Origin of the sequence: Gordonia aquimaris, assembly GCF_026262595.1 — a bacterium.
In the GTDB taxonomy this organism is placed as follows: domain Bacteria; phylum Actinomycetota; class Actinomycetes; order Mycobacteriales; family Mycobacteriaceae; genus Gordonia; species Gordonia tangerina.
In genome coordinates this window covers 1-14,949 of record NZ_JAPKFM010000012.1, presented here as the reverse complement: position 1 = coordinate 14,949, position 14,949 = coordinate 1, and the positions used below count along the sequence as shown (strand labels likewise).

Sequence of the window (14,949 nt, the reverse complement as noted above, 5' to 3'; positions counted from 1 at the left end):
CGCGACGGCAGCATGAGGCGAGGCGATACCCGCCCCCGATGGCGCTGTTCGCAAACAGCTAGACCGGGTACCGTTCCGGCTCAGGACCGAACAGATACCGCCGCCCGGAGATCTCGGTGACCGCGATCTCGACGTAGTTGTACTTCATCGTGGGAATCCACGGACGCAGTGACAATTCGTCGGCGGCAGCGATGTCATGAGTCGAAACCAGCACGCGTGCGGTGCCTTTCGCGACGACGCTCCAGCCGCGCTGGTCATCGTGGTCGTCCGCCTCGAAGGCGACGTTCTCGTTGACCGCGATCTCGGAGAGCTTGGTACCCTCGCCGGTCCGGAAGGTGATCCGACCTTCTCCGGCAATGTAATTGACCGGGAAGATGTCCGGGTGACCGCCGACGCTGAGGCCGATGCGTCCCAACTCGGTGGACCCGAGCAGTTCCCACGCCTCGTCGGTGGTGAGTTCCTCAACCGCGTTGTCGACCATGTCCTGTCCTTCTGCCATACACCATTCTCCGTCCACCGGAACGTGTTCGGCAGAGTCGAAGGTCCCCATCTTCCTGTGATGGGCACCACGACCATCCGCGCGGGTCACTCAGGAACCGGAACGGGCTCCAGGATCTCGGGGCGAGCCTCCGGGGCCGCCGCACGCAGCGCATCGGCGGAATCGTCATCGGGCTGGCGCTGCGACGCGACCTCCGCCTCCACGCGGGCGATATAGGTGGCCACCTCGAACGCCGTGTGTTCCTCGGTCCAGCCGAGTATGGGCGCGAGTAACTCCGCCACCTCCCGCGCGCAGTCGACGCCGCGGTGCGGGTACTCGATCGCGATGCGCGTCCGGCGCGCGAGCACGTCCTCGAGATGCAGTGCAGCCTCGTCTATCGCCGCATAGACCACTTCCACGCGCAGGTACTGCGGTGCCGCGGCGAGCGGGCGCAGCAGTGACGGATCGTCGTCGGCGTAGTAGAGGACGTCATCGATCAACGATCCGTACCGGTTGAGCAGACGACGAATTCGGTAGGGATGCAACCCGAATCGCTGGCCGAGATGCTCGCACTGGTTGATGAGCGCGAAGTATCCGTCGGCTCCGAGCAGCGGCACCCGCTCGGTGATCGACGGTGCCACCCGGGTGGGGATGAAATCGGTACAGGCGTCCACGGCGTCGGCGGCCATCACCCGATAGGTGGTGTACTTGCCGCCCGCGATCGACACCAACCCGGGCGCCACCGTCGCCACCGCGTGCTCACGGGACAGCTTCGAGGTCTCGTCGTCCTCCCCTGCCAACAGCGGGCGCAACCCCGCGTAGACGCCTTCGATGTCATTGTGGGTGAGCTTGGTCACCAGCACCTCGTTCACCCGCTCGAGGATGTAATCGATGTCGGCGCGGGTGGCAGCCGGATGCGCGAGGTCGAGATTCCAGTCGGTGTCGGTCGTGCCGATGATCCAGTGCGTCTCCCACGGGATCACGAACAACACCGAGTTCGCGGTGCGCAAGATGATCGCGGTCTCGCTGACGATCCGGTCTCGAGGCACCACGATGTGCACACCCTTGGACGCACGTACCCGGAAGTGGCCGCGCTGTTTGGACAGCGCCTGGACCTCGTCGGTCCACACCCCGGCCGCGTTGATCACACAGTGACCGCGGATCTCGGTGACGTCGCCGGTCTCCGAATCCCGAACGCGCACACCGAGAACCCGGTCGGACTCGCGCAGGAAACCGACCACCTGGGTGGACGTGCGGATGACCGCACCGTAGTTGGCCGCCGTGCGGGCAACGGTCAGACTGTGCCTTGCGTCGTCGACAACCGTGTCGTGGTATCGGATGCCACCGATCAACGAACTCCGTTTCAGCGCGGGAGCCACGCGAAGTGCGCCGGACCGGGTGACATGATGCTGTCCCGGAACAGATTTTGCTCCACCCATGCGGTCGTACAGGAACAATCCAGCCGCCACATACGGTCGCTCCCAGACGCGCTGGGTGAGGGGGTAGAGGAACGGCAGCGGCTTCACCAGATGCGGGGCCAGCAGACGCAGCGACAATTCGCGTTCGCGCAACGCCTCACGGACCAGCCCGAACTCGAGCTGTTCGAGGTATCGCAGACCCCCGTGGAACATCTTCGACGACCGACTCGACGTCCCCGACGCGATGTCACGGGCCTCCACCAGCGCGACGCGCAAGCCGCGCGTCGCCGCGTCGAGCGCGGCCCCCACACCGACGACTCCGCCTCCGATGACCACGATGTCGAACTGTTCACTGCCCAGGCGCCGCCACGCTTCCGCACGGTAAAGCGGACCCATATCGGCCGGCCGGTCCGGGTTGAACTCGGTGTTCATGCTTGCCCAGCCTAATTGATCTCCTCGAATGCCACCGCGTGCGACACTGGCCGCGTGGCTAGCGCAAACACATATGTCGCCGCCGTCGACCAGGGCACCACGTCCACCCGTGCGATGATCTTCGATCGCAGCGGACGCGTCGTCAGCAGCGAGCAGATCGAGCACCAGCAGATATTTCCGCAGGCCGGCTGGGTGGAGCACGACGCCGCCGAGATCTGGCGCAACACCCGGCGGGTGATGGCCGCCGCACTCGCCTCGGCCGACCTCAAGCACGGCGACATCGCCACCTGCGGGGTCACCAACCAACGTGAGACCACGCTCATCTGGGACCGCGAGACCGGCGTGCCGATCCACAATGCGATCGTCTGGCAGGACACCCGCACCAACGACCTGTGCGACGATCTCGCCGGTGACGTCGGGACCGACCGCTACCGGGATCGGACCGGACTGCCGTTGTCCACCTATTTCGCCGGTCCCAAGATCCGCTGGCTACTCGACCACGTCGAGGGCGCTCGCCATCGTGCCGAGGCGGGTGAACTGTGCTTCGGCACAATGGATTCGTGGACCGCTTGGAATATGACCGGCGGCCGCGACGGCGGACTGCACATCACTGATGTCACCAATGCGTCACGCACGATGCTGATGGATCTGCGCTCCCTGCAATGGGATGAGCAGATCTGTGCCGAGATGGGCGTGCCGACCGCACTGTTGCCCGAGATCCGCAGTTCGTCGGAGGTCTACGGCCCGCTGCGCGAACACGGCTCGCTGCCCGGCGTGCCACTGGCCGGGATCCTCGGCGATCAACAGGCCGCCACCTTCGGCCAGGCCTGCCTGAGTCCGGGCGAGGCCAAGAACACCTACGGCACCGGCAACTTCCTGCTGCTCAACACCGGCACCGAACCCGTCTTCAGTGATCACGGATTGCTGACCACCGTGTGCTACCGAATCGGCGATCAACAGGCCCGCTACGCACTCGAGGGCTCCATCGCGGTAACGGGATCACTGGTGCAGTGGCTGCGCGACAACCTGGGCCTGTTCGCTGACGCCGCCGACATCGAGACGCTCGCAGCCGGCGTCGACGACAACGGCGGCGCCTACTTTGTGCCCGCGTTCTCCGGGCTGTTCGCACCCCGCTGGCGGCCGGATGCGCGCGGGGTCATCGTCGGCCTGACGAGGTTCGTGAACAAGGGCCATCTCGCTCGAGCCGCCTTGGAGGCCAGCGCCTTCCAGACCCGCGAGGTGATCGAGGCGATGCAGGCCGATTCGGGTGTGGAGTTGTCGACACTGAAAGTTGACGGCGGCATGGTCGTCAATGACCTGCTGATGCAGTTCCAGGCAGACATCCTCGATGTCCCCGTGGTTCGGCCGGTGGTCAACGAGACGACCGCGCTCGGCGCCGCATATGCCGCCGGTCTCGCAGTGGGTTACTGGGAGTCCGAGGACGAGATCCGCGAGAACTGGGCCGAGCACACCCGCTGGGAGCCGCGGATGCCGGCGGCCACCCGCGACGAGCTCTACGCCGGCTGGAACCGCGCCGTCGAGCACAGTCTCGACCTGGCCTGAACCCCCGGTTTCGTAGTACGAACGTATCGTTTTTCGCCCGTTCGTACTACAAGATCGCGGAGGTCAGTCGAGATCGTCGTGACGCACGAGTTGGCGTGCGGCCTCGGTGACCGAACCGGTCAGCGACGGATACACCGAGAAGGTCTGCGCGAGGTCGGACACCGTGAGCTTGTTCTGCACTGCCAGCGCCAGCGGCAGGATCAGTTCGGAGGCGGTGGGCGCTACCACCACGCCTCCGATCACCACACCGGTCGCCGGCCGACAGAAGATCTTCACGAAACCGCGCCGCAGCCCGCTCATCTTGGCGCGCGGATTGGTCGCCAACGGCAGCATCACGGTCCGGGCCGGATAGTCACCGTTGTCGATGGCCTGCTGCGAGACCCCGACGGTGGCGATCTCGGGACGCGTGAAGATCGCCGATGCAACCGTTTTGAGTTTGATGGGACTCACGCCCTCGCCCAGTGAGTGGTACATGGCGATCCGCCCCTGCATCGCGGCCACCGACGCCAGCGGCAGCAGACCCGTGCAGTCACCGGCCGCGTAGATACCCGGGACCGACGTGCGCGAGACCCGGTCGACGGTGATGTAGCCGCCCCGATCGACCTCTACCCCGGCCCGGTCGAGTCCCAACTCGGTGGTGTTGGGGATGGAACCGACCGTCATCAACACATGTGACCCGGTCACCGTCCGGCCGTCCGCGAGGTGCGCGGTCACCGAATCGCCGTTGCGTTCCACCTTGTCGGCGCGGGCATGCTTGATCAGTTCGACCCCGCGTTCGGCCAGCGCGTCCTCCAGCACGAGGGCCGCATCCTCGTCCTCCCCGGGCAGCACGCGGTCACGACTGGACACCAGGGTCACCCTTACGCCCAATTCGGTGTAGGCGTGCACGAACTCGGCACCGGTCACACCCGACCCGATCACGACGAGATGTTCGGGTAGCTGTTCGAGATCGTAGAGCTGACGCCAGGTCAGGATGCGCTCACCGTCCGGCTGGGCGTCGGGCAGAATTCGCGGCGAGGCACCGGTCGCCACCAGCACCACGTCGCCCTCGTAGCGTTCGGTCGAACCGTCGGGCAGCGTCGCCACGACACCATGGGTGGAGACCCCGATCTGACGTTCCTCCAGCGCTGCCCGCGCCGACACCAGCTTCACCCCCTCGCTGATCAGCCGGGACCGGATGTCGGCGGATTGGGCGAAGGCGAGATCACGCACCCGTTGATGGATCTGCGGCAGCGTCACCAACGCATCGTCGGTGCTCAGGTTGATCCCCAGATCGACCGCACGGCGCACCTCGGTTCGGATGCCCGTCGAGGCGATGAACGTCTTCGACGGAACGCAATCCCAGAGCACACACGCGCCGCCGACACCGTCGGAATCGATCACCGTGATGTCGGCACCGTACGCGGCCGCCGCCAACGCGGCCTCGTAGCCCGCGGGTCCGCCGCCGATGATCACGATCTTGGTCACAAGTCACTCCTGTTCGCCGCCGTACCGCCTACCAACCTAGTCCCCGGTGCCCGCGGTCCGCCCACCGCGCCCGCGCCATCCGGGCACACGTCACATCTCGCGGACGTATCGGGTCCGCCTGCGTAATACGATCAATCGGGAGTTGAGACGTTTTCAATGATCGCGCGGATCGCCCACGCATCCGCCACGCGGAGAAAGTGCAGGTCAGAGACCTAAATGCCCATCTACGCAGCCTACGGCTCCAATATGCACCCCGAGCAGATGGCCGAGCGAGCACCGCACTCCCCGATGGCGGGGACCGGATGGCTACACGGTTGGCGCCTGACCTTCGGAGGCGGAGACATCGGCTGGGAGGGTTCGCTGGCGACGGTCACCGAGGATCGCGACGATCCCGATGCCAGGGTTTTCATCGTGCTCTACGACGTCACCCCGGAGGACGAGGAGAACCTCGACCGCTGGGAAGGCTCGGAGCTGGGCATCCACGTCAAGATCCGGGTGCGGGTGGACACCGCCGACGGCCCGGTGCTGGCCTGGCTCTACGTCCTCGACGCCTACGAGGGTGGCCTGCCGTCGGCCCGATACCTCGGGGTGATGGCCGAGGCCGCCGAGATCGCCGGCGCTCCGGCCGACTATGTACAGGACCTCCGACTACGCGAGTCACGCAACGTGGGCCCGGGTCCGCTGGAACCCTGAGGCCCCCGGAATCACACGTCGCCGAGCGCGATTCCCGCCAACGTGCGGACCCCGATCTCCAGCGCACGCTCGTCGAGGTCGAAATTGGGCTGGTGCAGATCGACACGCGGGCTGATCCCATCCCACACGCCGAGCCGCCCCATCGCGCCCGGTACGTGTTCGAGGTACCAGGAGAAGTCCTCCCCGCCGGGTGACTGAGGGGTGTCGGCGACCGCGTTGGGGCCGATCGGCGCCACCGCGGCCCGCATCGCGGCGATCGCTTGTTCGTCGTTCACCACAGGCGGCACACCTCGGAAATAGGACAGGTCGTAGCGGACCCCCAGCGGCGCCAGCAGCTCGCCGATCACGCTGCGCACCAGTGGTTCGAGCAGCGCCCAGCTCTCGTGGTCACCGGTCCGGACCGTACCCAGCAGCCGCCCCTCCTGCGGGATGGCGTTGGGTGCAGTGCCCGCATTCGCCGCACCCCACACCATCACGGTGCCCGACCGCGGATCCAGGCGCCGCGACAGGATTCCGGGTAGCCCGGTGATCACCGTCCCCATCGCATAGACGAGGTCGCCCGTCAGATGGGGCCGCGAGGTGTGCCCACCGGCCGAATGCAGCTGCAGATCGATGTGATCGGCCGCCGAGGTGAGGGCGCCCGCCCGCAGCCCCACCGAACCGACCGGTAGTTTCGGATCGCAGTGCAGCGCGAAGATCCGTCCCACGCCGGTCATCACTCCGGCCGCCACCGCGTCGAGCGCACCTCCGGGCATGACCTCCTCGGCCGCCTGGAAGATCAGTCGGACACCGACCGGCAGGTCGTCGACCGTCGCCAACAACTTGGCGACGCCGATCAGGATCGCCGTGTGGGCGTCATGTCCGCAGGCGTGGCACACACCCTCCACGGTGGAACTGAAGGCCAGACCGGTGTGCTCGGTGATCGGCAGCGCGTCCATGTCCGCGCGCAGCGCGACCCGCGGTATCTCGTCCCCGCCGATGTCGCAGACCACACCGGTGCCCAGCGGTAGTCGACGCGGGGTCAGACCCGCCGCGGTCAATTCGGCCATCACCAGTTCGGTGGTGTTGACCTCCTGGCGGGACAACTCCGGGTGGGCGTGGATCTCCCGGCGCCACCGCACCACGTCGTCGCGGTGCGCGGCCCACCAGGCGTCGATGACGTCGCGTGGCGCCGCCGGCCGGATTCCGCGTTCACTCACGGCCATCGCGAGAACCTCACAGTGCCCTCCGCGGATACGCGATCTGCAGGTCAGCGATCAGTGGCTGACGCAGGTTGCGTTTGACCTCACCGAGATTGGGGCCCGCCAACGGTGCACGCTCGGCAGCCACCTCCCGCGCCCGGGCGAGCAGGGAGTCGATGTCGACGGCTTCCTCGACGATGCCACCGGCACGTGCCTGTTCGCCCGAGTAGCGCCGCGCGGTCAGCATCGCCTCGGTTGCCACCGGATCGGCGAGGCGGGTACGCAGCAACGAACTCATCCCCAACGGGAACGGCATCCCCAGCGCGACCTCGGGCAGTGACCAGAACCCGCGTTCGGTGCGCATCAGACGGTGGTCGGCGCACAGGGCGAACATCGCCCCGGCACCGAAGGCGTGACCGTTGATCGCGGCGACGGTCGGCACCGGCAACGTGAGAAGTGTGCTGAACAGCGCGTGCACGCGGTCGAGGTAGTCGGGCAACGCCTTGGGCTCGGCCAGGATGTGGTCGGTGTCGAGTCCGTTGGTGAAGTACTTGCCGGTGGCCGTGATGATCAGCGGCCGGGTCGGTTCCGCGGCGACCTCGGCGAGCGCGTTCTCGACCGTCGTCAGCCAGTCGAGACGGAACCGGTTCTCCGGGTTCGACTCGTCGAGCTCGACCCCTTCGGTGCCCAGATAGAGCTCGGTGACATCGCCTACAGAACTGAGAAACGGCATGTAGGGACTTTATCGTCGGGCACTAGGGTTGGGGCCATGGACCCCACAGCCGACGCCGACGCGGCCGCAATCGCCGCGGCCGCGACCATCGCCGCCGAGACCGATTGCGCCGCCCACGACGTCGCGGTGGTCCTCGGTTCCGGCTGGGCCCCGGCCGCCGACGCCTTCGGCCGCCCCATCGCGAGCGTGCCGATGGCGTCCATTCCCGGTTTCAGCGCACCGCGGGCCGCGGGGCACGGCGGAACGGTTCACTCTGTGCGTGTGGGTGATCGTCGCGTGCTGATCCTGCTCGGCCGAATTCATGCCTACGAGGGGCACGACCTGGCCCGCGTGGTCCACCCCGTGCGCACCGCCGCAGCGGCAGGCGCGCACACCATCGTCTTGACCAACGCTGCCGGCGGACTACGCGACGACATGAAGGTCGGTCAGCCGATCCTCATCGCCGATCACCTCAATCTCACCGCTCGGTCTCCGATGCGGGGCGCGCAGTTCGTGGACCTGGTGGATGCCTACGCGCCGCGATTGCGGGAGATCGCCCGACGCACCGACCCGTCACTGTCCGACGGTGTCTATGCAGGGCTACCCGGTCCGCATTACGAGACGCCCGCCGAGATCCGGATGCTGCGCACCCTGGGCGCCGATCTCGTCGGGATGTCCACTGTGCACGAGACGATCGCCGCGCGTGCCGCGGGCCTGCAGGTGCTGGGCATGTCCCTGGTGACCAACCTCGCTGCCGGCATCACCGGTGAACCGCTCAGCCACACCGAGGTACTCGAGGTGGGGCGTGCCTCGGCGACCCGGATGGGCGAGCTACTGGCGTCGATCATCGCCGAACTCTGACACGCCATGTCTGTACCTGATCCACAGGATTCGCAGGGGGTGTCCGATCCACAGGCGGCGTCCGATCCGGAGACATCAGATCCGCAGGCCTGGATCGCCGCCGACCCCGATCCGCGCACCCGCGCCGAGCTGCGTGCGCTGACACCCGACGAGTTGACCGAGCGGTTCTCCCACACATTGCATTTCGGCACCGCCGGCTTGCGTGGACCGGTCCGGGCCGGGCCATCCGGGATGAACGTCGCAGTAATCGTGCGGACGACCGTCGCGCTCGGACGCTGGCTCATCGACGGAGGGCACGCCGGGTCGAGGGTCGTGGTGGGCCGCGATGCCCGCCATGGGTCGGCCGACTTCGCAGATGCCTGCGCCGAGGTGCTCGCGGCGCAGGGATTCGATGTGGTGCGGCTACCGGGGACCACCCCCACTCCGCTCATCGCGTTCTGCTGCCGGGATCTCGGTGCGTCCGCGGCGGTCGCGGTGACCGCCTCACACAATCCGCCGGCCGACAACGGGTACAAGGTCTTCGTGTCCGGTGGCGCCCAGCTGATCCCGCCAGACGACACGCAGATCGAGCGGCTGATCGCGACGGCCGCGCCGGCCAACACCGTGCCCCGGACGACTGTGTCCGCCGATGATCCGTGGGCGGCCGCCAACACCGAGCGGTATCTGACCCGGCTGACGAACCGCTTCGGACGGGTACCACGGTCGCCGGTTCGGATCGCGCTGACGGCCATGCACGGTGTGGGCGGCGCGCTGGCGCTCACCGCTCTGCGCCGGGCCGGGTTCACCGACGTCGAGGTGGTGCCCGAGCAGTTCGCACCCGATCCCGACTTCCCCACCGTGCGTTTTCCCAACCCCGAGGAACCCGGGGCCTCCGATCGGCTCCTGGCACTCGCCGCCGACGTCGACGCCGACCTCGCCATCGCGTTGGACCCCGACGCCGACCGATGCGCGCTCGGCGCTCGTATCGGCGGCAGCTGGCGGATGCTCACCGGCGACGAAACCGGCGCCCTGCTGGGCAGGCATCTGCTCGCGGCCACCGATCTCGACGCACCCGTCGTGGCGGGCACGATCGTGTCCGGGTCACTGTTGCAGGCCGTGGCCGAGGCTACCGGCGCCCGGTACGCGAGGACCCTCACCGGCTTCAAATGGCTCGTCCGCGCAGGTGAACCGCTGCTCTACGCGTACGAGGAGGCCATCGGCCACTGTGTCGATCCAGTCGCCGTGCGCGACAAGGACGGGATCAGCGCATCGGTGGTCGCGGCACTACTCACCCACGAACGGGTCAGCGCCGGTTCCGATCTCGCGACAGCGCTGCATGAACTGTTCGTCGAACACGGAGTTCATGTGACCACCCAGCACTCGATCCGGGTCACCGACCTCGACCGGATCGCCGACATCATGGCGGGGCTGCGCACACATCCCCCGACGACCCTCGCCGGGATCAGCGTCACGAGCGTCGACTACGCCACCCGACAGGATCACCTAAACACCAATGCCGTCGAACTGTCCGGTGCCGCAAACGATCCCGAGACCTCAGTACGCGTGATGGTGCGGCCTTCCGGGACCGAACCCAAACTCAAGTACTACCTCGAACTGGTTGCCGAGCCGCGCGAGTCCGACGTGGCCGCGACATCCGCGCGGTTGCATGCGCTCGCCGTTGACGTCATCGCCGACCTCCCGCGCTGAGTCGGGATCGATCGCCTGGCTACGGTGGGCTGGTGTCCTCCCCCGAACCACTACTCGACGCCGCGAACATCGATGTGATCCGCGGGGGCCGCCCCCTGCTGCACGACGTGAGTCTGCGCGTGGCGCATGGCGAGCACTGGGCATTGCTCGGCCCGAACGGGGCCGGTAAGTCGACGCTGATGACGATCCTCGGCGCCCGCGGCCACCCCACCGCCGGCACCGTCGACGTACTGGGTCGGCGGTTGGGACGGGTGGACATGCGTCAACTGCGCACCCACATCGGCCATGTGGATCCGCGCTGGCGCATCGACGTACCGCTCACGGCCCACGAGGTGGTGCTCACCGGCCTGACCAACACCCCCGAGCTCGACCGTCGGCACGACTACACCGTCGACGAGCACCGTCACGCCGACGAGCTTCTCGAGCTGCTGGGCATGACCACCCGCCGCGAATCGCTGTGGCCGGTGATGAGTCAGGGCGAACGGGGCCGGACCCTCATCGCGCGGGCACTGATGCCGCGCCCGGCGTTGCTGCTGCTCGACGAACCTGCGACCGGCCTGGATCTTGCGGCGCGCGAGAAGCTGCTGACCGGTATCGACCAGCTCCGCTCCGAGGTACCCGGCCTGGCCAGTGTGCTGGTCACCCATCACCTCGAAGATCTACCGGCCAGCACAAGTCACGCGATGTTGCTGCGCGATGGCCAGGTGATCGCCGCCGGAGCGGTCGATGAGGCCCTGACCTCGACGACGATCAGCACTTGTTTCGAGCATGATGTGGTGGTGCGGCGTGCGGCCGGGCGATGGGCTGCGGTCGCCGCCTGAGCCGACACGGCGCTCGGGCACTGCCGTGTGAGGTGAACGTCGCGGAATTCCTAACGTTCACCTCACTCCCGCCGATCAGTTCGCGCGGGACCGCTCAGTCGACCGGTGTCAGCGTGGCCCGAATTGGCGGTCCCCGGCATCGCCGAGGCCGGGCACGATGTAGGCGACGTCGTTGAGGCCGTCGTCGACGGCAGCGACCACCAGACGCACCGGGTGACCGGATTTCTCCAGCGCGGCAACCCCCTCTGGCGCCGCCACCACGCACACCGCGGTGATATCGGTGGCATGGCGCGCCACCAAGAGCTCGATCGTGTGCAGCATCGAACCGCCGGTCGCCAGCATCGGATCGAGCACGAACACCGGCAATCCCGACAGGTCGCCGGGCAGTGATTCCAGATACGGCACCGGTTGCGCGGTGGTCTCGTCGCGCGCCACCCCGACGAAACCGACGTGCGCCTCGGGCACCATCGCGTGTGCCTGCTCCACCATGCCGAGACCGGCGCGCAACACCGGTACCAGCAGCGGAGGAGTCGCCAGCCGCGATCCTTCGTGGGCGGTCAGCGGCGTCTCGATGGGTACCGTCACGCTCGGTGCCCCCGCCAGCGCCTCGTACACCAGCATCTGGGTCAGGTCCGACAACGCTCCGCGGAACGCCGCGTTGTCGGTGGTCTTGTCGCGCATCGTGGTCAGTCGAGCGGCCGCCAATGGATGGTCGACGATCTGTACCTGCATGACGATCACCTTAATGGTGTGTCCGGGACTCGGGTGGAACCGAAAGCGGTATCCGTGCGTCCAACAAACATGACCGATGTCTCCGTCCATACCCCCTCGTTGGCCGACTACGCCCGAGACCAGCACACCGCGGCCGACGTGGTGCGAGCGCACGCGAACGCCCAGCGAGGCGAGGTGGGCGACCTCACCGACACGTTCGGCGTCATCGGCGCCGATTTCCTGGTCGCGGCCGCCTACACACTCGACACCCGCGCGCGTCGCCTCGACACGTTGGCAACGCGTCACGGCGATCAGGGCGACATCACCGACAGCGCCGCGACCGTCTACCTCGACGCCGACGCTCGAGCCGGCCATTGGTTGTCGCGGCCACCCACCGACAAGCCGCGAAACATCGGGAATCACACGGAGGGGCTGTATCTCTGATGCTGACCATCGAGATCATCATCGAGCCGCTACGCATCATGATCACCGCCCTCGGCACCGGCATCCTGCCGCCCGACAACCCGGCTGATCGGCTGCGCAGTTCGGTGGGGTCACTCGACCACACGCGCCGGGAATCGGTCGCGGCCACCAACCGGGTCGCCACCGATTGGTTGGGCACGGGCGCCGACGGTGCCGTCGACGCGGCTCATCGGACACATCGAACGATGATCGAGACCACTGATGACAGCGCCGAGATCGCCGAGCTCATCGAGCAGGCCGGCGCGAAGGTGAAGGTTGCCGCCGATCGGCTGAATGCGTTGATCGACTCCTTCCAGTCGCTGGCCGCGGCGCTCGGACCCGCGCTGTTCAGTCCACAGGGCATCGCGATGATCCTGCCGGTGGCACTCGACCACGTCCAGCGCGGCATGCAGATCGTCGCGCGCACACAGTCCGACCTCCGATCCGACACTGACCGGATGATGGCGATCGGTCGGACCGAGGCCCCGGCTTCGGTGCCGTCGCCGTCCGCCAACGACGGCACCGGGGTGGCCATCCGATTGCCGGACGGATCGATCGCACACGCCCCGAACGAACGAGCAGCGAAGGCGGTGCGCGCCGCTTTGAGTCAACGCGGCGTCCCCTATGTCTGGGGTGGCACCACACCGGACGGTTTCGACTGCAGCGGTTTCACCCAGTGGGCCTATCGTCAGGCCGGCGTCGAACTCCCCCGCCTCGCCCAAGATCAGGACATGGCCGGTGTCGCGGTCGGCCAGTCCGAACTGCAACCCGGTGACCTGGCCGTCTGGGACGGCCATGTGGCGATGTACGTGGGCAACAACCAACTCGTCGAGGCCGGAGACCCCGTCCAGACGTCGCCGCTACGCACGACGAACGCCGGCCAGGGTTTCCAGGGCTTCTTCCGTCCACGCTGATCTGGCTCATACGCCCACTCGATACGAAACGGCGCCCACTCGACCGTGGTCGGCCGGGCGGAAGCCCGGGTGGCCGGACCTCGCGCACTGACCACATCGACGACCCCGGCCCGGCGACCGCTCGCGCTCCGGCCGTTCACCGGACCGTCGCGGGGCCGCTACCGGAGTTCACAGGTCCGATCAGTACGCTGTGTCCTCATGGCCGGAGACATTGTCCCCATCGAGCTCGGACTCACCGACGGAAACAGTTTCACCCTCTGGGCACCCCGGTGGCGCGAGGGCGACGACGAGTGGGAGGCCTTCCTCGGACTCGACGAGGACCTCTACGGATTCCCCGGTGTCGCCGAACTGGCCGCCTTCATCCGCACCGACGACGACAACGACCTCGTCGACCACCCGGCGTGGGAGACCGTCGCGGGCCTGCAGGCCGACGAACTCGTTCCCGACGACCGGCACAGCTACGACCTCGTCGGTGTGCCGGAACTGGCTGCCGAGGATCCCAATCCCGAGGTCATCGCGGAGCTGGAGGATGCGCTCGAGATCGTTCGCATCCTCGGCGAGGTCTGCGAACTCACCATCATCACCAAGTTCTTCAACGGCAACCCGATCCTGGGTGCGGTGACCACTGGAACCCGCAACTTCGAGGGTCGCGAAGGCGTGGATCTGTGGGTTCGCATCGGTCGGCTCATCGCCAAGCATTGGGACGACGTCATCGACGCCATCGACGATGTCATCACGACCCCGAAGGTCGACCGGTCCGCGGTCGAGACCGCCGAAGCCGAACTCGAAGCTGCCGCGTCCGCCGAGGACGAAGACGAACCCGACGATGATGACCTGGATCTCGTCGAGAGCACCAACGGCGACGACACCGTCGAGTCCGACGACAGCGACGAGTCCGACGACGACAGTGCCGAGAATGCCGACGACGAGGTCGACAGCGACGATGAGATCGACGACGACTTCTGGGCAGGCGTCGGCATCGACCCGATCCGGATCGTCACCGACGCCGACGAATATCTCTCGCTGCGTTGCTATCTCGGCGATGACCCGGTCTTCCTCGGGGCGAACGGCAAGATTTTCGTCTTCACCTCGCCGCGTTCGCTGAGCCGATTCCTCGCGGACTCCGATGATCACGACCTCGCTGACCTGTCGACGTTCGAGGATGTGCGCACTGGAGCCACTGACGGGTCGCTGGAGTTCGACGTCATCGACGACAACGTCTACGTGCTGCCCGGTCTCGCCGACGACATCGCCGACGGACCGCGCCGGATGGACCGCAACCAACTCGACCTCGCAGTGGAGTTGCTCTCCGACGCGGCCGACTACGCCGACGACGACTCGGTGAGCGAAGCCCTCGGATCGACCACCCCGCTGGGATGGTTCGTGGACTACGCCATCAACCCGGATCCCAAGCGGATGGCGCCGAGCCCCCCGTTCGAGAACGAGTCGGAGGCATGGCGCGCCCTGGTGCACGACTTCGAGGGCCGTCTGGTCAAGAAGGGCTGAGCGACCCTTCGTGACGACCCTCCGCTAGCGCTAGCGCTCCGGGT

General features: G+C 67.3%; 14 protein-coding genes. 8 read left to right on the top strand and 6 right to left on the bottom strand.

From position 1 onward, the window contains the following. Positions 1-58: 58 nt before the first annotated feature. Together OSB52_RS12650 and OSB52_RS12645 are read right to left on the bottom strand one after the other, a co-directional pair. Positions 59-481 (bottom strand): pyridoxamine 5'-phosphate oxidase family protein, encoded by a 423-nt coding sequence (locus OSB52_RS12650; RefSeq protein WP_235723902.1) that lies wholly within the window; start codon positions 479-481, stop codon positions 59-61. Between the two features lie 104 nt (positions 482-585). Next, positions 586-2,328 carry a glycerol-3-phosphate dehydrogenase/oxidase gene (locus OSB52_RS12645; protein ID WP_235723876.1) on the bottom strand — a complete coding sequence of 581 codons (1,743 nt, stop codon included), beginning with the start codon at positions 2,326-2,328 and terminating at the stop codon, positions 586-588. Between the two features lie 54 nt (positions 2,329-2,382). Here OSB52_RS12645 and glpK point away from each other — a divergent pair, with 54 nt between their 5' ends. Continuing rightward, positions 2,383-3,891: a glycerol kinase GlpK gene (gene glpK / locus OSB52_RS12640; protein WP_266062012.1), complete on the top strand. Its 1,509-nt coding sequence runs from the start codon at positions 2,383-2,385 to the stop codon at positions 3,889-3,891. 63 nt (positions 3,892-3,954) lie between these two features. On the opposite strand, the gene OSB52_RS12635 is transcribed toward glpK, so the two are convergent. Next, positions 3,955-5,358, bottom strand: a complete 1,404-nt coding sequence (locus tag OSB52_RS12635) for an NAD(P)H-quinone dehydrogenase (protein ID WP_235723877.1) — start codon at positions 5,356-5,358, stop codon at positions 3,955-3,957. A gap of 216 nt (positions 5,359-5,574) precedes the next feature. Here OSB52_RS12635 and OSB52_RS12630 point away from each other — a divergent pair, with 216 nt between their 5' ends. Further along, positions 5,575-6,051, top strand: coding sequence for a gamma-glutamylcyclotransferase family protein (locus OSB52_RS12630; RefSeq protein WP_235723878.1), 477 nt, complete (start codon positions 5,575-5,577; stop codon positions 6,049-6,051). Between the two features lie 11 nt (positions 6,052-6,062). Here the strand turns inward: OSB52_RS12630 and OSB52_RS12625 are convergent, their stop codons facing one another. Both OSB52_RS12625 and OSB52_RS12620 read right to left on the bottom strand, forming a co-directional pair. Continuing rightward, positions 6,063-7,256 carry an amidohydrolase gene (locus OSB52_RS12625; RefSeq protein WP_266062010.1) on the bottom strand — a complete coding sequence of 398 codons (1,194 nt, stop codon included), beginning with the start codon at positions 7,254-7,256 and terminating at the stop codon, positions 6,063-6,065. A gap of 10 nt (positions 7,257-7,266) precedes the next feature. Further along, positions 7,267-7,965 carry an enoyl-CoA hydratase/isomerase family protein gene (locus tag OSB52_RS12620; RefSeq protein WP_235723880.1) on the bottom strand — a complete coding sequence of 233 codons (699 nt, stop codon included), beginning with the start codon at positions 7,963-7,965 and terminating at the stop codon, positions 7,267-7,269. Positions 7,966-8,001: 36 nt separating this feature from the next. On the opposite strand from OSB52_RS12620, the gene OSB52_RS12615 reads away from it, so the two are divergent. From OSB52_RS12615 to OSB52_RS12605, 3 genes are read left to right on the top strand one after another with little or no spacing between them, the layout of a single operon-like run. Further along, positions 8,002-8,805: a purine-nucleoside phosphorylase gene (locus tag OSB52_RS12615; RefSeq protein ID WP_235723881.1), complete on the top strand. Its 804-nt coding sequence runs from the start codon at positions 8,002-8,004 to the stop codon at positions 8,803-8,805. 6 nt (positions 8,806-8,811) lie between these two features. Continuing rightward, the gene (locus OSB52_RS12610; RefSeq protein ID WP_266062009.1) at positions 8,812-10,491 is read left to right on the top strand and encodes a phospho-sugar mutase; all 1,680 of its coding nucleotides are present in this window, start codon (positions 8,812-8,814) and stop codon (positions 10,489-10,491) included. Positions 10,492-10,520: 29 nt separating this feature from the next. After that, a complete protein-coding gene (locus OSB52_RS12605; RefSeq protein WP_235723904.1) occupies positions 10,521-11,312 on the top strand; it encodes an ABC transporter ATP-binding protein in 792 nt (263 codons plus the stop codon). A 108-nt stretch (positions 11,313-11,420) separates the two neighbouring features. Here OSB52_RS12605 and upp read toward each other — a convergent pair whose 3' ends face one another. Further along, positions 11,421-12,044 (bottom strand): uracil phosphoribosyltransferase, encoded by a 624-nt coding sequence (gene upp / locus OSB52_RS12600; RefSeq protein ID WP_235723883.1) that lies wholly within the window; start codon positions 12,042-12,044, stop codon positions 11,421-11,423. A gap of 69 nt (positions 12,045-12,113) precedes the next feature. Between upp and OSB52_RS12595 the strand changes: the two genes are divergently transcribed. From OSB52_RS12595 to OSB52_RS12585, 3 genes are all read left to right on the top strand, one after another. After that, positions 12,114-12,467 (top strand): type VII secretion target, encoded by a 354-nt coding sequence (locus OSB52_RS12595; RefSeq protein WP_266062008.1) that lies wholly within the window; start codon positions 12,114-12,116, stop codon positions 12,465-12,467. Then, on the top strand, positions 12,467-13,399 hold the full coding sequence (locus OSB52_RS12590; protein ID WP_266062007.1) for a C40 family peptidase: 933 nt from the start codon (positions 12,467-12,469) through the stop codon (positions 13,397-13,399). Before OSB52_RS12595 ends, OSB52_RS12590 begins: the two co-directional genes overlap by 1 nt. Before the next feature lie 198 nt (positions 13,400-13,597). Continuing rightward, positions 13,598-14,905, top strand: a complete 1,308-nt coding sequence (locus OSB52_RS12585) for a SatS C-terminal domain-containing protein (RefSeq protein WP_235723886.1) — start codon at positions 13,598-13,600, stop codon at positions 14,903-14,905. Positions 14,906-14,949 lie beyond the last annotated feature (44 nt).